Source organism: Halobellus sp. H-GB7 (assembly GCF_030848585.1).
Taxonomy (GTDB): Archaea; Halobacteriota; Halobacteria; order Halobacteriales; family Haloferacaceae; genus Haloquadratum; species Haloquadratum inordinatus.
Map to the genome: position 1 here is coordinate 22,804 of NZ_JAVDDW010000015.1, position 16,765 is coordinate 39,568.

At 64.7% G+C, this 16,765-nt stretch carries 21 protein-coding genes; 6 read left to right on the forward strand and 15 right to left on the reverse strand.

Going from position 1 to position 16,765, the window contains the following annotated elements; translation table 11 throughout:
• Positions 1–14: 14 nt before the first annotated feature.
• The 6 genes from RBH22_RS16760 to RBH22_RS16785 form a co-directional block, all read right to left on the reverse strand.
• Complete coding sequence (locus RBH22_RS16760) at positions 15–401, reverse strand: hypothetical protein (RefSeq protein ID WP_256288443.1); 387 nt, start codon at positions 399–401, stop codon at positions 15–17.
• A 99-nt stretch (positions 402–500) separates the two neighbouring features.
• Complete coding sequence (thrC, locus tag RBH22_RS16765; RefSeq protein ID WP_256288444.1) at positions 501–1,766, reverse strand: threonine synthase; 1,266 nt, start codon at positions 1,764–1,766, stop codon at positions 501–503.
• Positions 1,767–1,821: 55 nt separating this feature from the next.
• Positions 1,822–2,202 carry a helix-turn-helix domain-containing protein gene (locus tag RBH22_RS16770; protein WP_121570762.1) on the reverse strand — a complete coding sequence of 127 codons (381 nt, stop codon included), beginning with the start codon at positions 2,200–2,202 and terminating at the stop codon, positions 1,822–1,824.
• A gap of 73 nt (positions 2,203–2,275) precedes the next feature.
• Complete coding sequence (locus RBH22_RS16775; RefSeq protein WP_121570763.1) at positions 2,276–2,515, reverse strand: hypothetical protein; 240 nt, start codon at positions 2,513–2,515, stop codon at positions 2,276–2,278.
• 78 nt (positions 2,516–2,593) lie between these two features.
• Positions 2,594–3,280, reverse strand: coding sequence for a DUF5828 family protein (locus RBH22_RS16780; RefSeq protein ID WP_256288445.1), 687 nt, complete (start codon positions 3,278–3,280; stop codon positions 2,594–2,596).
• Positions 3,281–3,468: 188 nt separating this feature from the next.
• The gene (locus RBH22_RS16785) at positions 3,469–3,681 is read right to left on the reverse strand and encodes a hypothetical protein (protein ID WP_256288446.1); all 213 of its coding nucleotides are present in this window, start codon (positions 3,679–3,681) and stop codon (positions 3,469–3,471) included.
• Between the two features lie 95 nt (positions 3,682–3,776).
• Between RBH22_RS16785 and RBH22_RS16790 the strand changes: the two genes are divergently transcribed.
• Positions 3,777–4,166 carry a cupin domain-containing protein gene (locus RBH22_RS16790; protein WP_256288447.1) on the forward strand — a complete coding sequence of 130 codons (390 nt, stop codon included), beginning with the start codon at positions 3,777–3,779 and terminating at the stop codon, positions 4,164–4,166.
• Positions 4,166–4,822, forward strand: coding sequence for a hypothetical protein (locus RBH22_RS16795; protein ID WP_256288448.1), 657 nt, complete (start codon positions 4,166–4,168; stop codon positions 4,820–4,822). Before RBH22_RS16790 ends, RBH22_RS16795 begins: the two co-directional genes overlap by 1 nt.
• Before the next feature lie 110 nt (positions 4,823–4,932).
• Here RBH22_RS16795 and RBH22_RS16800 read toward each other — a convergent pair whose 3' ends face one another.
• The 3 genes from RBH22_RS16800 to RBH22_RS16810 all read right to left on the reverse strand — a co-directional run bounded on the left by RBH22_RS16800 (position 4,933) and on the right by RBH22_RS16810 (position 8,255).
• Entirely contained in the window at positions 4,933–6,738 is a 1,806-nt protein-coding gene (locus RBH22_RS16800; RefSeq protein ID WP_256288449.1) for a carbon starvation CstA family protein, read from the reverse strand.
• Positions 6,739–6,981: 243 nt separating this feature from the next.
• Positions 6,982–7,956, reverse strand: a complete 975-nt coding sequence (locus RBH22_RS16805) for an ArsA family ATPase (RefSeq protein ID WP_121570769.1) — start codon at positions 7,954–7,956, stop codon at positions 6,982–6,984.
• A gap of 2 nt (positions 7,957–7,958) precedes the next feature.
• Positions 7,959–8,255 carry a hypothetical protein gene (locus RBH22_RS16810; RefSeq protein WP_121570770.1) on the reverse strand — a complete coding sequence of 99 codons (297 nt, stop codon included), beginning with the start codon at positions 8,253–8,255 and terminating at the stop codon, positions 7,959–7,961.
• A gap of 123 nt (positions 8,256–8,378) precedes the next feature.
• Between RBH22_RS16810 and RBH22_RS16815 the strand changes: the two genes are divergently transcribed.
• Positions 8,379–9,740: a GTP-binding protein gene (locus RBH22_RS16815; RefSeq protein WP_306678426.1), complete on the forward strand. Its 1,362-nt coding sequence runs from the start codon at positions 8,379–8,381 to the stop codon at positions 9,738–9,740.
• A 31-nt stretch (positions 9,741–9,771) separates the two neighbouring features.
• Here the strand turns inward: RBH22_RS16815 and RBH22_RS16820 are convergent, their stop codons facing one another.
• A complete protein-coding gene (locus tag RBH22_RS16820; protein ID WP_256546199.1) occupies positions 9,772–9,993 on the reverse strand; it encodes a zinc-ribbon domain-containing protein in 222 nt (73 codons plus the stop codon).
• Positions 9,994–10,087: 94 nt separating this feature from the next.
• Positions 10,088–10,414, reverse strand: coding sequence for a hypothetical protein (locus RBH22_RS16825; RefSeq protein WP_256546198.1), 327 nt, complete (start codon positions 10,412–10,414; stop codon positions 10,088–10,090).
• A gap of 56 nt (positions 10,415–10,470) precedes the next feature.
• On the opposite strand from RBH22_RS16825, the gene RBH22_RS16830 reads away from it, so the two are divergent.
• From RBH22_RS16830 to RBH22_RS16840, 3 genes are all read left to right on the forward strand, one after another.
• A complete protein-coding gene (locus RBH22_RS16830; RefSeq protein ID WP_121570774.1) occupies positions 10,471–10,653 on the forward strand; it encodes a hypothetical protein in 183 nt (60 codons plus the stop codon).
• Positions 10,654–10,726: 73 nt separating this feature from the next.
• Positions 10,727–11,407 carry a uracil phosphoribosyltransferase gene (gene upp, locus RBH22_RS16835; protein ID WP_306678430.1) on the forward strand — a complete coding sequence of 227 codons (681 nt, stop codon included), beginning with the start codon at positions 10,727–10,729 and terminating at the stop codon, positions 11,405–11,407.
• 50 nt (positions 11,408–11,457) lie between these two features.
• Positions 11,458–11,670: a hypothetical protein gene (locus RBH22_RS16840; RefSeq protein ID WP_121570776.1), complete on the forward strand. Its 213-nt coding sequence runs from the start codon at positions 11,458–11,460 to the stop codon at positions 11,668–11,670.
• 44 nt (positions 11,671–11,714) lie between these two features.
• Here the strand turns inward: RBH22_RS16840 and RBH22_RS16845 are convergent, their stop codons facing one another.
• The 4 genes from RBH22_RS16845 to RBH22_RS16860 form a co-directional block, all read right to left on the reverse strand.
• Entirely contained in the window at positions 11,715–12,566 is an 852-nt protein-coding gene (locus tag RBH22_RS16845; RefSeq protein WP_306678432.1) for a hypothetical protein, read from the reverse strand.
• 327 nt (positions 12,567–12,893) lie between these two features.
• Positions 12,894–13,574, reverse strand: a complete 681-nt coding sequence (locus tag RBH22_RS16850) for a YigZ family protein (protein ID WP_306678434.1) — start codon at positions 13,572–13,574, stop codon at positions 12,894–12,896.
• A gap of 211 nt (positions 13,575–13,785) precedes the next feature.
• On the reverse strand, positions 13,786–14,289 hold the full coding sequence (locus RBH22_RS16855) for an amino acid-binding protein (protein ID WP_256288457.1): 504 nt from the start codon (positions 14,287–14,289) through the stop codon (positions 13,786–13,788).
• Positions 14,290–14,450: 161 nt separating this feature from the next.
• Complete coding sequence (locus RBH22_RS16860) at positions 14,451–16,148, reverse strand: ORC1-type DNA replication protein (RefSeq protein WP_306678436.1); 1,698 nt, start codon at positions 16,146–16,148, stop codon at positions 14,451–14,453.
• Positions 16,149–16,765: the final 617 nt, after the last annotated feature.

Consider the following 16,765-nt stretch of genomic DNA (forward strand, 5'->3'; position numbering starts at 1 on the left):
ATAAGTCGCACCCGCTACAGCAGCGACGGATCCTCAGAGGCATTCCGCACCGCGGTGAGCCGACCGACGACGGCGTCGACGAGACGTCCGGGCCGCGTTTCGGCTCCAGCATCCTGTTCTGCGAGTTCTCTGTTCGCGGTTTCGAGCCGACGTTCGTAGTCGTCGATGGTGTACCCGTGCGCCAGTCGGCGGTGATCGAGATCGCACGCGAGTCGTTCGGCCTTCCGTTCGAGCCGCTCGTTTCGTTCGCGTAGCCGCTGGTTCGCCCGTTCGAGTTCGACGATACGATTCAGAAGGGCCGAGGCGTCGAGCGACTGGACCCCGCCGTCGGTCCGCGACCCCGGGTCGTCGGTCATCGAATCGTCCCCGTTCACCGGTGGCTCGGAAGATGCGGAGGACATACGTGTGAATTGGTGTCACACGACTAAGAAAACCCGTCAGACACAGGACAGACGGTCGTCGGCCGGTATAAGCGTCGAAAGAGACAGAGCGGCGAGCGCTCAGTTCGCGCCGATGAGGTCAAGAACCGCCTGCGTGTCGTTGGCGACGGGTTCGGGCTTGCCGCCGGCCTCGAACGCCGCGTCGGGGTCCTTCAGGAGGTGGCCGGTAGTGAGACAGACGACGTCCTCGTCTGCGTCGACGACACCCTTGTCGCGGAGTTTCTTGAGGCCAGCAACGGACGCTGCGGAGGCGGGTTCGACGCCGATCCCTTCGCGTGCGAGGTCGCGCTGGGCCTCGGTGATCGCGTCGTCGGAGACGGCGACGGCGGTGCCGCCCGTCTGGCGGATGCCGGGGAGCGCCTTGGGCGCGTTGACGGGGTTGCCGATTCGGATCGCCGTCGCGCGCGTCTCGACGTGGTCCCAGCGCTTGGTGTCTTCCCAGCCGTTCTCGATGGCCTCGACCATCGGCGCGGCGCCCTCGGCCTGTACGCCGGTGAGCATCGGGACCTCCGAGGGATCGAGCGCGCCGGACTGGACCAGTTCGCGGAAGGCCTTGTAGAGTGCGGAGGTGTTGCCCGCGTTCCCGACGGGCAGGACGATGCGGTCTGGGAAACGGCCGTAGTCGTCGCGGAACTCCTCTAAGATTTCGAGGCCGATCGTCTTCTGGCCCTCCAGTCGGAAGGGGTTCAGCGAGTTGAGGAGGTAGACCTCACCGAGTTTGGCGAGGTCCTGAACGATGTCGAGGCAGGCATCGAAGTTGCCGTCGACTTCGAGGATGCGCGCGTCGTGGAGCGCGGCCTGGGCGATCTTGCCGGCCGCGACCTTCCCCGATGGGAGGAGAACGAGCGTCTCCATCCCGCCACGAGCGCCGTACGCGGCGAGCGCGGCCGAGGTGTTCCCCGTCGAGGCACACGCGAGGCGGTCGACGCCGAGTTCCTTCGCGACGCGGACGCCGACGGTCATCCCGCGGTCTTTGAACGAGCCGGTCGGGTTCATCCCCTCGTGTTTGACGCGGAGCGTCTCGACGCCGATCTCCTCGCGGAGGCGAGGTGCCTCGTGCAGCGGCGTGTCGCCCTCGGGGAGGCTGACGCCCTCCTCGAACGGGAGCGCGGCGCGGTAGCGCCAGACGCCGCGGCCCTGGCCCTGGAAGTCCTCGAACGTCGGCGGATCGGCGTAGCGTACTTCCAGCAGGTTGCCGTCCTCGCCGGTGTAGCGGATCTCGTCGAACGGGGCGTACGTCTCGCCCGTCTCGATGTCAGCGAGCCAGACGCCGTCCTCGGCCACCTCGGGGGCGTCGGGCGTGGGTGCGGTGAGTTCGAGGCTCATTGTCGTATCCGTCGTATTCGGCCGTGAAAAGGAGGGTGGTTCGCGTGCGACGTCATCACGCCGCGTCCTCTCGTCCGTACTCGTCGATGCTCCGGTGGACGCGGTCGACCCACTCGTCGAGCGCGGCGTGGAGCATCTCTTTCGCCTGCGGGAGTTCGGTGGCCGTATACTGGTAGATGTAGCCGCCGGAGTCGAGGAGTCGCCGTTCACGCTCTGCGAGGCCCTTCTCCATCAGCGTCGTCAGCGAGCGGTTGACGTTGCTCCGGTCGCGGTCGAGGAGGTCTGCGAGTTCCGCGACGGTGCTCCCCGGACTGTCGAGCAGCGTGAGATACGTCCGGCTCTCGTGACGCTGGATCCCGAACACGCAGGCGAGCACCTGCTGGAACCCCGGCTCTTCGGTCTCCAGGAGGTCGCTCATCTCTGGTACGTCGCTCATACTCCTCAGTTCACCGCCGCCACGACTAAAGTCCCGCGTCGTCGGCAGTTCCGGTAGAGGGCGAGGGCAGGGTTCACTCGGTCCGTCCGTACCCCATATTCTCGATGCACGTGAGCATCGACTCCTCGTCGGGGTGCTTATGCAGCGTCGTCGGTGTATCGCAGTAGTACATCTCGCCGTCGTGCCGGAGCGAGAGTTCGTGCGTCCCGCCGAGCAGTTCCGCCTCGACGACGACGCGGCGGCCGTCCTGGAGCACGTCGAGAATCTCCCGGCCGGTTAGCTCGCCCGATTCGATGCGGAGTGGCGCTGGCATACACTCCCATTCGTCGCCAGGGATATGACTATTGTCGGTGCGAGAGGGGTCAGACGAGATCCCACAGAGAACGAGCGATTAATTGGTGGTCGAACGGGACCGATCCTCGGATTGGGGCGGTTCGACGCCTTCTGCGGCCTCGACCGTCTCGGTCTCCTTTTCGGTGTCGACGTGCCAGCGCGTCACCTCGTCGTCGAACTCGCCGAGGCGGTCGCTGACCTCCGCTTTCAGGTCGTCGTCGTTGACGTTCACCTCGAAGATGAACGAGACTTCGTCCTCGCCGCGCGTGGACTTCTGGATGTTGGCGCTGACGAGTTCGTTGTCGAAGTAGTAGGGGGCCAGTTGGGTCATCACCCGCTGATAGACCGTGTTCTCGACGCGCCGGAGCGCGCGACGGCCCGCCGAGTCGGCCGCGCGCGCGACGTAGCCGAGCGATTCGGACCACCGTTCGACGGCGCCGTCGCTGTCGCCCTCCTCGACGTGCTCGTAGGACTCCGACAGCCGCTCGCCCGCAGTCTGGAGGTCCTCGTCGGGCGCTTTCCCGGCTTTCTCCCCCTCGCCTTCGGCGACGCTCGCCTGGGCGGCGGTCTTCTTGCTGACGTCCTCGCCGAGCCGTTCGTGGGACTTCGGTCGCCACTCGTCCCACTCCTCGAAGGCCTCACCGTCGACACCGGCGTCGCGCAGGGCACGCGTGATGCGCTCGCCGTGTTCGACGACGTCGCCCCAGGTCCCCCGAACTTTGAATCCGGAGACACTCTCTTCCATCGTCTCGGACGAGGTAGGAACGGCTAAGTATAAAACTCTACTCCGCGGCGTGCGGGCGTTCGACAGGGGAGAACAGCTACCTATTCGCTCGCGAGTGCCCGGTCTGATCGGGCAAATCACCAGGCAGCAGCGACGTGTGGATGATACTGCGGCGGGGCTTCGTCAGTCTCGCGGACGATCGGTGCGACTCAGCGCTCGCCGTGGACGAACCGCGTGGCCGCCTCGTCGAGGCGACGCACGAGACTGCCGAGCCACGCCCCCGGGGAGACGCGTCGGAGCGCGTCGTCGTCGACTTCGATACGGTCGCCGTCGAACGGACCGTCGTGATCGGAGTCCGTCGCGTCGACGACGGTGGACATCGAACAGCGGCCGCAGGATTCAGCACTGTCGTTCGTGCGCATCGGTACTCTGTCGAAGGCGCGGAACAGACATAAAAATCGGGGACGATCGGACGGGTCCCGAGCGGCTTTTGTGTCTGTGTGTGAAGCGTACCCGTATGGGATACCACGTGGTCGACGCCGAGACGGTCTCGCCCGCCGACGGGCGGCCGTGTGAACTGCGGCGACTGGGCGGCGCAGCCGGGCTCTCGAACGTCGCGGTCAATCGCTTCCGCGCCGAACCGGGCGAGCAACTGCCGCTGAAGTACCACTATCACGAGGAACAGGAGGAGGCGTTCTACGTCCTCTCGGGTACGATGCACGTGGAGACGCCCGAGGAGACGTTCGTGGTCGACACCGACGAGTTATTCGCCGTCGACCCCGAGAGTCCCCAGCGCGCGTACAATCCGGCGGACGCCGACACCGACCTCGTCGTCCTGGCGGTCGGCGCACCAGCCGTCGATGGCGACGCCGTCGCGTACGACCCCGCAGCGTCGGACGCGGAGTGATGTCCGAGGACTCCGCGGAAGCGTTCGATCCGGCCGAGGCCGCCGAGGCGGCGGGAATCGACCGCGACGAGATCCCGGTGTGGGACGACGAGTACCTCGATCGGGTCTCGGATCGGCTGATGTTCAACTACGACCTCTCGAAGGACGAGAGCGTCCGCGGCGAGCGGTTCCCGCTGTTCGCGGAGATGCGGATGAAGAGCCAGAAGCACTTCTTCCACCCCTCGCTGGAGTACGCGAACCACCAGCATCGCGAGTTCGTGTTCGCGCGTCGTCTCGACCGCCCGACGGTGGCAGAACTGGAGCGGCTCGTCGAGTTGGGCCACGAACTCGCCGACGACGAGGCGTGGGTCGAGCCCGACGAGGAGCACTTCGGGACCGACTTCACGTTCGTCCTCGTCGCCGAGGAGCTTCCGCCGGACGTGGCCGAGTTCGTCGCGTCGTTCAAAGACCGGACGCTGCTGAAGTTCGGGTACTACGGTCACTACGAGATCGGCCTCGCGGTCGTCGTCCCCGAGCGCGAGGAGATCGTACAGAGCGAGAGCGCGGCGGCCGCCGAGGCGTTCGCGCTCTGGCGTGACGTCCCGCCGGCGGACGAGGGGACGATTCTCGACCGACTGCGCGACGCGGTGGCCAAGCGGCTCGATCCAGGGCAGTAGGACGGGGAGACTGGGAGAGCGGTGAGTAGACACCGGGTGGATGGATCGAGAGCGCAGAGCGAGAAGGAAACAGAGAGTAGACCGAGAAAAAGAATCCGCCGCGTGTGCGGTTAGTCGTCGCTCGGCGAGAAGCCGCCGGATTCCTCGCCGTCGCGAATCGCACTGATGTTCGAGTAGCCCATCCGGACCAGCGCGAGTCCGAGATACACCAACACGAGCGCGAGGACGATCTGTGCCACCGCCGACAGCATCTGGACGAGCGACGCGCCCGCCATCCACGTCGGATCGAGGAACTTCGCGTAGAGGTTGCTGTAGAAGGCGAGCCAGAGCAGCCCGGAGACGGTGATGACGACCATCACGGCCATCGGGCCGCCGGTGCTGATGAGCTGTTTCGAGTCGTCCCAGTTCGCCAGCCACACCGTCGCCGTCAGCAGTGCGAGCGCCGCCAGCAACTGGTTGGCACCGCCGAAGAGCTGCCACAGCGTCGCCCACGAGCCGCTGGCGATGAGGATGTACGCCGGGATGGTCTGGAGCGCCGCGTTGCCGTAGCGGTCTGCGGCGAACGACTGCACCGAGGATTCGGGCGTGCCGATGATCTCCTCCATCATGTAACGGCCGAGGCGAACGGCCGTGTCAGTCGACGTGAGGAGGAAGCTCACGAGCACGAGTGCCATAAAGGGTCCACCGAAGGAGGTCGGGATTCCGAAGCTCGTGAGCAGGATGCCGCCGCCGGTCGCGAAGGTCGGGAGCGCGAGTCCGATCCCGCCGCCGACGTCGGGCGCGACGAGCGCGACGGTGATGAGCGCGACCGTCGCGAGCAGCCCCTCACCGAGCATCCCGCCGTAGCCGATCGGACGAGCGTCGCTCTCGCGGTTCAGCTGTTTCGCGGTCGTCCCCGAGGAGACCAGCGAGTGGAAGCCGCTGATCGTCCCGCAGGCGATCGTGATGAACAGGAGCGGGAAGAGCGGGGCGCCGTTGCGGCCGATGAAGCCGTAGAACGGTTCGAGGTTGGTGACGAGCGGTTGGCTCGACGTACCGAGGATCGTGCCGACGATGACGGCGAGAAGCGCGCCGCCGACGCCGGTGTACAGGAGGAACGAGGAGAGGTAGTCACGCGGTTGCAGCAGCACCCACACGGGGAGTGCGCTCGCAACCGCACCGTAGACCAAGATGATCGGGATCCACGCCGCCGTGTTCGCGCCGAAGGCGCCCGCCGCCGGGAGCCACGACATCTGCGAACTGAGCAGCACGATCGTTCCCGCCGGGTATTCACCCGGGACGAGCGCGAGCGGGTACTGGATACCGACCCAGACGCCGGCGAACATCAGCGCGACGAACAGGCCGGTCCCCGCCAGGAACGGCAGGTCGAACTGGTAGAGCCACGCGCCGAGCAGGATCGCCAGCCCGATGTAAATGAGGCTGGCCGTCGCCGCCTGCGGGTAGGCGTTGAACACGATGGCGACGACGAGCGCGAACACGGCCACGACGAGGATGATCGTCAGGAACGCGAACCACAGCAGCATATTCTTGCCGCGTTCGCCGACGTACTCACCGATGATGTAGCCGATCGACTTCCCGTCGTGGCGGAGACTCGCCGAGAGCGACGAGAAGTCGTGGACGCTCCCCATCAGGGGATTCCCGATGGCGATCCACGCGAGCGCCGGGACCCAGCCCCACAGGACGCCGGCCGTGATCGGGCCGACGATCGGGGCACCCCCCGCGATGCTCGAGTAGTGGTGTCCTAAGAGAACTGGCTTCTTCGCTGGCACGTACTCCTGACCGTCTTCGTACTTGTGCGCGGGCGTCTCGCGGCTGTCATCGAGGTCTACGAACTGGGCGAGGTACTTCGAGTACCCCAAATACCCAACCGAGAACAGTGCGAGAATCCCCACGACGAGCCAAATTACCTGGACCATATTGTGGTAACTCCACACGGCACCATGGGTAGATAGCGTATAATCTTAACGATCGTTAACCTGCAATACGGGAGACACGACGCTGAGACACGTCAACTGGGGGATCTGGAGTCTCTACCGAAAGGGTAGCAATCGGAGCGACAGCGGTCGTCCCGGTCCGGAGCCCAGCCCGTCCGATAGCAGTTCGTAACTGGTTGCACCCACGAGACGCCGAGACGCTGCACCCCGTGCTGCCCGGTAGTGTCAGTCCGCCGACGCCGACGGCCGATCGACGTCGATGTCGAGTTCGGCGGCCACCGTGTCCAGAAGGCTGCCTTTCACCTCGGAGACGCGTGTCTCGATCTCGGCTACGACCGGCGGACCGAACGAGTTGTGGAGTTCCTCGAGGTGCTCGCGCTCGGTCGCGACGCGGTCGCGGAGGAACCGCGCACCGCGGCCCTCCTCGTCAGGATCCGGTTCGGGCGTGAGTCGGTTCACGGCCAGTCCGCGGACGTCGAGGCCGTAGGAGTCGAGTTCGTCGATCGCGCGGCGCGTCTCCCGGAGCGAGAGTTCGTCGGGGTTGACGACGAGGACGAACGCCGAATCGTTCCGCAGTTTCCTGCCGGCGAACTCGAAGCGTTCCTTTCGGGTCCGGAGTCGGTCGAGGATCGGGTCGCCATCCATCATCCGTCGGGGCTCGGTGTTCCCGACGGCCGCCCGCTCGTAGAGGTCGATCGCCTGCTCGCGCTTGTGAGCCAGGCGGTCGATCCAGCCTTCGAGCATCTCGGGGAGCGAGAGCAATCGCAGCGTGCCGCCGGTCGGAGAGGTGTCGAAGACGATCCGATCGTACTCGTCGGCCTCTCGCATCACCTGGATGAAGCGATCCATCAGCGCGGCCTCGTACGCGCCCGGTGTCTGGTGGGCCATCTCGATCTGGCGATCGATCTCGTTGACCATCGCGGCGCTCACCTGATCGCTCATCGCGCGCTTTGTCTCCATCAGGTGGCGCTCGGTCTCGGCTTCCGGATCGATCTCCATCGCGTCGAGGCCGTCGACGCCGTCGACGGCGGTCGGACTGTCGTCGAACTGCTGGTCGAAGACGTCGGAGGTGCTGTGTGCCGGGTCGGTCGACACGATCAGGGTGCGGAGATCCGAGCGCGCGGAGGCGAGCGCGTACGCCGAGGAGACGGTGGTCTTGCCGACGCCGCCCTTCCCGCCGAAGAATACGTGCTTACGCATCGTCAGAAGTGGTACTGCTGGCCCTTTCGTTCGAGGAGCGAGCCGCGATCCCACATCCGGCGCTCCCAGGATTCGAACTCGTCTTCGAGGTACGGAAGCAACTCCGCAGTGTAGTACGACACTGGCGAGGGAATCCCGAAGGCCTCCGGGAAGCACGCGAGCATAAAGGTGTCTTCGAGGTCCTCTGCTTCTTTCTCGATTTTCTCGTAGGCAGGGTGGGTGATCATTCCGTGATAGAGACCGCGGAGCCACTCCGAAAGGTGCGCTCGGAACCGTTCGATCCGGTCGACCAGCGACATAGCGCGAGGTACGGTCTCCGAGATAAAAGCATATCGCCCGGCGTACGCAATCACGGCCGCACGAAGTCGGCCGCGGTCGGGACTCGTCCGGACGTTGAAATAGGGGGAGCGCCCAGAGAGAGTATGTCGCTGTCGTCGGATCAGACGCCCGTGACGATTCTGAGCGGGAGCCTCGGCGCGGGAAAGACGACGCTCCTCAATCGCCTCCTGTCGGGTGCGGGCGATCGGGACGTCGCCGTCCTCGTGAACGATATGGGTGCGTTGAACGTCGACGCCGACCTCGTGAGCGAGGAGTCGGAGCTCACCGTCGCCGACGGGCAGGTGACGGAACTGTCGAACGGCTGTATCTGCTGTGAACTCCGCGACGACCTCGAAACCGCCGTCGTGCAGTTAGCACAGGAGCGTTCCTTCGACCATCTCGTCGTCGAACCGTCGGGGATCAGCGAGCCGGCACCGGTGGCACGCCTTTTCACCGGCGGGTCGCCCGCGGCGGCGAAGTACCGCGTCGACGCGGTCGTCGCCGTCGTCGACAGTCGGCTGTTCGCGGATACGTTCGGCCCCGACGGAGAGCCGACCGAGACGGTCGCCGAGGGCGGCGATGGTGAGCGGCGGCCGCTGTCGGACCTCCTCGTCGAGCAGGTCGAGTTCGCGGACGTCGTGGTGCTGAACAAGACGGACCTCGTCGACGACGCGGAGCGGGAGCGCGTCGAGCGCGTGGTCCGCACGCTGCGGCCGGACGCGCGGGTCCTCGCGACCACCTACGGCGACGTCGCGATCGACGACGTGCTCGGCGTGGACCTGTTCGACCCGGGTGCGGCCGCGGAGAAAGCAGGGTGGAAACAAGCACTGGATGCCGCGGAAGGTGCAGATGCCGATGGAACGGGCGGACGTGAGTTCCGCCAAAGCAGCCACGAGCACGCCGATCACGACCACACCGACCAGAGCCGCGACCGCCACGAGCACGACGGCCACGGACAGACCGGCCACGACCACGCTGGCCACGAACACACCCACCCCGAGGACGACTACGGCATCACCTCGTTCACGTACCGACGGCGGCGACCGTTCCACCCCGAACGCGTCGCCGCCGTCCTCGCGGACCTTCCGGCGTCGGTGTTGCGGTCGAAGGGCCACCTCTGGGTTGCCGGACGCGAGGAAACGCACTTGACGTTCAGCCAGGCGGGCGCGTCGGCCAGCGTCGAGGCGACGGGGCGGTGGATCGCGAGCCTTCCCGAGTTCGAGCAGCGAAGCTACCGGAACAACCGATCGGACCTCGGGTACGAGTGGGACGAGACGTGGGGCGACCGGCGGACCGGCCTGGTGTTCATCGGGCAGGATATCGACGAGTCGGCGCTGATCGACCGCCTCGACGACGCGCTACTCACCGACGCGGAGTTCGAAGACGAGTGGGAGACGCTTTCGGGGCTCGACCGCTACCCGACCGAGCCCGGCGGGAGGGTCGTCCTCGCGAGTCCGGGCGAGTGAGGCGATGCGGTCGGATCCCGACCCCCCGGCGTTAGCAGGCGCAGCCAGTCGATCCGGGAGACCGTTCGAGTTCCATCTCGTCGCCGCACTCCGGACAGGTCGGCGACGCGTCGTCGGCGACGTCGCGCGCCGGAATCCGTTCGGCGCAGTCGTGGCACCAGTAGGACCCACGCGTCGACGACGTGGCGTCACCACGGTTCGGTGATTCCGTCGAAGCCGCGAGTGCGTCTCTGATCGTTCCGAGCAGCCCCATATCCGACGTGATCCGGCGCAACAGTGTTAATTCCGCGTCGCTCGTGCGTGCGGGTCGGGAAAGCGCAGTGATGACAGTTGCTGGAGAGGTTCGGTCACCCCCCGCTCGCGAACGCGAGCAGACTCAGGAAAGTGAGGACGGCCCCGAATACGAGCGCCCCGTAGCAGATGCGGCGGAAGCGGAGGTCCGCCGGGAGTTCGCGGCGGACCGCCGGGTCGACGGTCCAGACGAATCGTCGGTACGCCCACACCGTCGTCGCGAGCGCGGCTGCGACGGAGACGGCGAGGCCGCGGGGCCAAGGAACGGCGAACGCATCGAGATACAGCGGGCCGAAGGAGAGACACAGAAGCCACGCGGAGCCGGCGACGACGACGAACGGCACCGGGTCGACCGGGTCGCCCTCACGATTTCGGACGGACACAGTTGGCGTTCGGCCGCCAGCACAAAATATGTGAAGGCCGGGAGCGAGAGCCGAGTATGGAGACTACTTCGCAGGGCGATCCACGGGTGCTCTTCGTGATGAACCTCGTGTTATCGTCGCTCTTTGCGACCGTGGTCGTCTGGGGGTTGGATCTCGTCGGCATCGCGGCGTTCACGCCGGTGAACGTCGGCTCGTTGGCGCTCGTAATTATGGCGGTGACGTACGTTATGACCCGCTGAGGCCGGCCTCGGAGTCCCTCGGGCGCGCCGCAGACCCCCGGAGTTATGTGGATCCGAAGCGGCGACTGTACCTATGGCCATCGAAGATCGCGACGACGCGTATCTGATCACGCACGCACTCGCCAGAGACACGCTCTCGCGACTCCGCGACGTCGGGACCGAACAGGTCGCGTTCCGGAAAGGACTCGTCAAGCTCGGTCGGATCTGCGGCTACGAGATCATCGACGGCGCGATGGAAACTGAGTACGTCACCGTCGAGACGCCACTGACGGAGACGACCGGCGAGCGCGTTCGGGGACTGGACGACGTCGTCATCATCAACGTGTTGCGGGCGGCGACGCCGTTCGTCGAAGGACTCCTGAAGGCGTTCCCCCGCGCGAAGCAGGGCGTGATCAGCGCCGGCCGCGACGAGAACGCCGGGATGAACGACGAGGGAGAGTTCCCGATCTCGATCGACTACGTGAAGCTCCCGGAGATCACCGAGCGGGACACCGTCATCGTTGCCGACCCGATGCTCGCGACCGGCTCGACGATGTGTGCCGTCCTCGACCACGTCACCGAAGTCGCCGAGACCGAGCCCGCAGACCTGTTCGTGCTCTCGGCGGTCTCAGCACCTGACGGACTGCTCCGCGTCGGGGACGAGTTCCCCAAAGCAGACCTCCTGACAGTCGCCATCGACGACCACCTCGACGACGACGGATACATCGTGCCCGGACTCGGCGACGCCGGCGACCGGGCGTTCCGGACGACCTGAGAACCCAGACGACGTGAACACCTTTACCGACGGGTCGCACAGGGACACGTATGACCGGCAGCGAGCCCTGTGACGCCTGCGGCGAACCGATCGAGGAACCGCTCGCGCGGACCATCCAACTGAACGTCGATCGCTCGGAAGTCGATAGCCAGCGCCTCTGTCCCGGCTGCTTCGCCGACTGGATCGAACGCTATCGAATGGAGATGCAGCCACGGGCCCGCGAGGACGTCCACGACGCCGACGCGGACATCATCGTCGACTGAGAAGAAGCGCGTTTCGGGCCGGTGGGTAAAAGGACCCGGCCCGCTCAGACCGGATACACGCGTCGTTCGTCCGTCGCGCGCTCGTAGATCGCAATATAGGGCGTCCCCGACTCGTCGTCCGGGCACGACGAGGTTTGTTCGATCCGGAACGTCTCACCCGTCGCGTTCGCCGCGTCGAGGTACAGCGTCACCGGATACGTCTTCGAGCCGAAACTCATCACGTGCTCGTTGTAGCCGTCCTGTACGTTCAGGTGGACGCGGGGCGCGGAAGGTCGTTCACGGCCGGGTTCGGACGGGGGCCGATACTCGCTCCAGTCGCCAGCCGCACACGCCGCGTAGTTCGGCGTCTCGACGCGTTCGGGGAGCGGCGTCGGATTGGTCACGACGACGGAGGCGACGCGGAGATCTTCGCGTGGTGATTCAGCAATCTCGATCTGACTCTCCGGTTGGAGTTCGTACGCGAGTCCGCCGGTCGCAATATCGACAGCGAGGACGACGACAGCCAGCACCGCGATCACGCCGAGGAGAGACGCCGCCTGTCTCCCGGTGAGGAGGTGATTTCGGTCGTCGAAGCGGGTGCGGAGCGCGAACAGCACGGCCGCGAGGAGTAGCAGTCCGAGGACGGTGAGTTCGCTGCCGACGTTGAACGTGTTCACGACGTCGAAGAAGAGTCCAACGACAGACACGACGACGACGCCGTATCCGAGCAGCGTCAGTTGAGCATCGTCGGTTCGCTGGGAGATCGCGAGCACCAGCGCGAGGAACAGAAAGACGATCGCGACCTTCGAGACGGGAGAGTAGTTGAACTCGACGTTGAGAATGAAAAAGAGGACGGCGAGTGTGGTGAGAGCCGCCGCCGCGCCGTTGAACAGCGTTTCCGAGTCGATATCGACCATACGGCGCGCTTCAGCGTCCGGCGGCAAGTATCTCCGGGTGAAACAAAGGGGCGTTTCAGTTACCAGAGACGAACGATTCTATCGATCCTCGCGTCAGATCGAACCCCTCTATTTCGTCTCGAACGTCGTCGCAGTCGGTCGAATGTCGTATCGGAGGCGGCTGGCGAAAGCCACCCCCGAAACACTCGGGAGTCTACCTGTGAGACAGGTACTCACCCGGAGACGTCGCGGCCGGTATATCTGAGGACGTCGCGGCCGGTGTCCCCAGGGACACCACGTCTGATGTGGAATACCGGGTGCGGCGAGGAGAGAAAGGCCGGCGACGTATTATCGGTGCTCGATCTTCGCGCGCCCGCTGGTCGCGCTACGGATGCGATCACGGAGACCAGATGCCTCGTCCACGGGCGCGCGGATCTCGAAGAAGACATCGGCTTCGTAGGCCGCGTCGAACTCGACGGCCGCGCTTTCGAGGAGTCCGCGGACCGTCCCGGAGTCGTCGTAGGCGACGGTGACGTCGAAGCGCTCGTGCGGCACCGTCTCGACGACTCCCGCGTCGTCGACGGCGTCTTTCACCGCTCGCGAGTACGCGCGAGCCAGTCCGCCGACGCCGAGGTTCGTCCCACCGTAGTATCGTGTCACGACTGCGACGACGTTCCGGATCTCGCGCTGGACGAGGACGTTGAGCGCGGGCTTGCCCGAGGAACCGCTCGGTTCACCGTCGTCGGACTGGTACTCGCGGAGCATCGTCGCGGCGGACGATCCAGTGCCGGTGCTGCTGGCCCCGTCTTCCCCGGCGGCTGGCACCCGGTACGCGGGAACGTTGTGCGTCGCGTCCGGGTGGCGAGTGCGGATCTCCTCGACGAACGATTCGGCCTCCTCGACGGTGTTCGCAGGCGCGACGTAGCCGATGAACTCGGAGCCTTTCACCTCGAAGCGGGCTTTTCCGGGTCCGGCGACAGTCCGGAAGGCGTCAGCGCGGGCGTCGGATCCGCCGGCAGCGTCGGTCACAACACGTGGTAGGCCCGGCATCGTTCAAAAGGATTCGCGTCGGTGGGTCAGGAGAGACGAGACGCGATCGAGAGACGAAGCGAGAAGCGGGGGGCGAGAACCAGGAAGCGGAAAGTGGGGGGCGAGAACCAGGAAGCGGAAAGTGGGGGGCGAGAACCAGGAAGCGAGAAGCGGGAGGCGGGAGCAAGAAGAGGGGAGCAGAAAGCCGAGGTCACGCGATGCTGATGCGGCGGACGAATGCGAGACCGGAGAGTTCGTTCAGTAGATCGCCGGGAATCGGCTCGTCGGTGACGATGTAGAGCTTCGGCTCGTCGGTGAACTCGGGGTCCTCGCTGATCGTCTGGCGGATCGAGATGCCGCGGTCGGCGATCCGAGAGGTGACTTCGGCGACGATACCGGACTGCTCGGCGTCGTTCGGCTCGATCGTCAGCACCGACAGATCGAGTACGGGCGCGAGATCCATCAGGCTCGGGATCGACGAGATGTTCTGGAAGATGCGTCTGAGCTCTTCGTCCTCGAGGATTGCCGTCGTCGTCGAGTCGACGACGCGCCGGTCGACGTCGATCTCGCGCGCGATCCCCGTGTTCGGGATCTCGATACCGCCGGAGACGACCCGCCCGTCGTCGTTGACCGAGAAACCACGTTCGAGGAGGAGGCGGATGACCGCCTGCTGGCTCGGACTTCCCTCGAACTTCTCCATAATCTCGTCGAACATCCGTCAGAAGGGTGCGTCGCCAAGGCTATTATAGTAGCGTTTGGCGGGCAAGAGCGTTTGTCAGGGAAGACCAAAGGGCACCGTTTCGGGTGGAAACGGGTCCCGCTAGTAGAAACAGAGATTCTGGTGGAGACGGCCGTTCCACCCGAAACCAGGGGTGTTCAGTTATCGAACCGCGCCTGGACGAACGGCTGGGCGTTCTCGATGTCGCCGAGTCGGGAGTCAGAGAGGAGGACGGCCTCGGTTTCGTCGATCGGGACCGACAGCGAGATTTCTTTGGTCCGGCCGTAGCGTCCCTTGGAGACGACGACGGCGTTGACGATACCGAGCATATCGAGTTCCGAGATGAGGTCGGTCACGCGGCGCTGAGTGAGGACGTCGGCGTCGATCTCCTCGCAGAGTCGCTTGTAGATGTTGAACACCTCGCCCGTGTTGACGTTGTGAACGCCGTTCTTCTCCAGCAGAATGGTGGCGAAGAGGACGATCTTCGACTGCGTGGGGAGCGTCCGGACGACTTCGACGACGCGATCGAGTTCGATCTTGTCCTGGGCCTGCCTGACGTGGGCCTCCTCGACGGTGTCGGCCTGACCGCGTTCCGCCAGTTCTCCCGCGGTTCGGAGCAGATCGAGCGCGCGGCGAGCGTCTCCGTGCTCCTGGGCCGCGAAGGCGGCACACAGCGGGATGACGTCGTCGGTGAGCGCGTCGTCTTTGAACGCGACGTTCGCGCGGTGCTGGAGGATATCGCGGAGTTGATTCGCGTCGTAGGGAGGGAAGACGATCTCCTCCTCACCGAGGCTGGATTTCACCCGGGGATCGAGGAAGTCAGTGAACTTCAGGTCGTTCGAGATCCCCATAATCGAAATCCGTGAGTTGTCGAGTTCGGAGTTCATCCGCGAGAGGTTATAGAGCGTGTCGTCGCCGGACTTCTCGACGAGTTTGTCGATCTCGTCGAGCATAATCACGACGACGCGCTCCTCGTAGTCGACGGCGTCAAAGAACGTCGAGTACACGCGGTCGGTGGGCCACCCCGTCATCGGGACGGGTTCCATCTCGTCGTGATCGGATTCGAGTTGCTCGATCCGGTCGGCGACGGCCTCGACGGTGTCGAAACGGGTTTCGACGAGGGCTGTCGCGTCGTCGGCCGCGCGCGAACGGAGCTGTTTCAGCTCGTCGAGTTCCGTCTCGATGACCTCCTGGTTCTTCTCGATGAATTTGTTCGCGAGCTGGGCGAGAACACGGTACTGGGTGTCAGTCACCTCGCAGTTGATGTACTCGACCTCACAGGGGACATCGTACTTCTTCGAGGTCGATTCGAGTTCCTGGCTGACGAATTTCGCGCTGGCCGTCTTTCCGGTTCCCGTTTTCCCGTAGATCAGGATGTTCGACGGAGTTTCGCCGCGGAGCGCCGAGACGAGAATCGTCGCCATCTGATTGATCTGCTCGGTGCGGTGAGGGAGTTCGTGGGGGGTGTAAGAGGGTCGGAGGACTTCTTTGTTCTCGAAGATCGGTTCCCCCGAGAGGAGGTCGTCGAAGAGTCCCTGGCTGTCGCCGTCGTCGTCGAGGACGACTTCGTCGAGACTCACGTCGGTCGATCCGGCCGACGAGTCCCCGACGCCGATGGAACTCGCGTCCGTCGGTCCGATGCTCTCTTCGATGTCGATGTCCTCGGCGGTGACCGGTTCACGATCCGCGGGTTCCTGAGCAGCACTGTCGTCGTCAGTCGATCTGCCGGAGTCTGTCGAGGGATCGGCGCGCTCCGAATGCGACTGAGCGTCTCCCTCGGAATCCGTGCGACTCTGCGTGCTATCGGTTCGGTCCTCAGGGTCGTTCCCATCGCCGGGTTGCGTGTCCTCGTCCATCGGTGAAACCCCCCTATTTCGACTGGAAATCACACGCCCACCGTCGTTAGATCGGATGTTACGCCGAGAGAAAACGAGATTGCACCGGTTCCCTCTCAGCGACGTGTCCAGTTGATGCAGACGAAGCAGAGGAACACGTGGTACAAAAAACTTGCCTCTTTCACACCAGCCGGTGGCTCGACGGATTGTTTGTAAAGCCCTAAGATGACATTTCAGAGCCTCTAATTCCTCTCAGACGGATATAAGCACTGTGAATACCACGTAGTTGTAGATTAGTTTCGCCTCAATTACACACTAGAAACTAATGTAAAATAAGTAGGGTATTGAATTTGGTCGCTGGATCGTTCGGCGGTCGTGGGAAGCGGTTCCCGACGCTCTTGGAGGAACGCAACTGGACGTGGGAACGATTCCTCCGGCTCCTCGCCCCATCCCCGCCCCCCACCCCTTCGTTTCGGGTGGAACCCGAGATACAGAGGGAGGGGGGTGTCGAAGGAGCCTCTAAGTACCGGTGGCTTTATCACTCCTTAGCTTGAAACAGACCCGTACTGCAACAAAGCAATTAATTAAGAGCTATATTATATTTAATTTTATTAGTGTTAAGCTAGTTTTCTAGTGGC

What these genes read in the sequence shown, in the direction of transcription:
- RBH22_RS16760 (WP_256288443.1), bottom strand. Translation starts at nt 401, where the DNA reads ATGTCCTCCGCATCTTCCGAGCCACCGGTGAACGGGGACGATTCGATG.
- thrC (WP_256288444.1), bottom strand. Translation starts at nt 1,766, where the DNA reads ATGAGCCTCGAACTCACCGCACCCACGCCCGACGCCCCCGAGGTGGCC.
- RBH22_RS16770 (WP_121570762.1), bottom strand. Translation starts at nt 2,202, where the DNA reads ATGAGCGACGTACCAGAGATGAGCGACCTCCTGGAGACCGAAGAGCCG.
- RBH22_RS16775 (WP_121570763.1), bottom strand. Translation starts at nt 2,515, where the DNA reads ATGCCAGCGCCACTCCGCATCGAATCGGGCGAGCTAACCGGCCGGGAG.
- RBH22_RS16780 (WP_256288445.1), bottom strand. Translation starts at nt 3,280, where the DNA reads ATGGAAGAGAGTGTCTCCGGATTCAAAGTTCGGGGGACCTGGGGCGAC.
- RBH22_RS16785 (WP_256288446.1), bottom strand. Translation starts at nt 3,681, where the DNA reads ATGCGCACGAACGACAGTGCTGAATCCTGCGGCCGCTGTTCGATGTCC.
- RBH22_RS16790 (WP_256288447.1), top strand. Translation starts at nt 3,777, where the DNA reads ATGGGATACCACGTGGTCGACGCCGAGACGGTCTCGCCCGCCGACGGG.
- RBH22_RS16795 (WP_256288448.1), top strand. Translation starts at nt 4,166, where the DNA reads ATGTCCGAGGACTCCGCGGAAGCGTTCGATCCGGCCGAGGCCGCCGAG.
- RBH22_RS16800 (WP_256288449.1), bottom strand. Translation starts at nt 6,738, where the DNA reads ATGGTCCAGGTAATTTGGCTCGTCGTGGGGATTCTCGCACTGTTCTCG.
- RBH22_RS16805 (WP_121570769.1), bottom strand. Translation starts at nt 7,956, where the DNA reads ATGCGTAAGCACGTATTCTTCGGCGGGAAGGGCGGCGTCGGCAAGACC.
- RBH22_RS16810 (WP_121570770.1), bottom strand. Translation starts at nt 8,255, where the DNA reads ATGTCGCTGGTCGACCGGATCGAACGGTTCCGAGCGCACCTTTCGGAG.
- RBH22_RS16815 (WP_306678426.1), top strand. Translation starts at nt 8,379, where the DNA reads ATGTCGCTGTCGTCGGATCAGACGCCCGTGACGATTCTGAGCGGGAGC.
- RBH22_RS16820 (WP_256546199.1), bottom strand. Translation starts at nt 9,993, where the DNA reads ATGGGGCTGCTCGGAACGATCAGAGACGCACTCGCGGCTTCGACGGAA.
- RBH22_RS16830 (WP_121570774.1), top strand. Translation starts at nt 10,471, where the DNA reads ATGGAGACTACTTCGCAGGGCGATCCACGGGTGCTCTTCGTGATGAAC.
- upp (WP_306678430.1), top strand. Translation starts at nt 10,727, where the DNA reads ATGGCCATCGAAGATCGCGACGACGCGTATCTGATCACGCACGCACTC.
- RBH22_RS16840 (WP_121570776.1), top strand. Translation starts at nt 11,458, where the DNA reads ATGACCGGCAGCGAGCCCTGTGACGCCTGCGGCGAACCGATCGAGGAA.
- RBH22_RS16845 (WP_306678432.1), bottom strand. Translation starts at nt 12,566, where the DNA reads ATGGTCGATATCGACTCGGAAACGCTGTTCAACGGCGCGGCGGCGGCT.
- RBH22_RS16855 (WP_256288457.1), bottom strand. Translation starts at nt 14,289, where the DNA reads ATGTTCGACGAGATTATGGAGAAGTTCGAGGGAAGTCCGAGCCAGCAG.
- RBH22_RS16860 (WP_306678436.1), bottom strand. Translation starts at nt 16,148, where the DNA reads ATGGACGAGGACACGCAACCCGGCGATGGGAACGACCCTGAGGACCGA.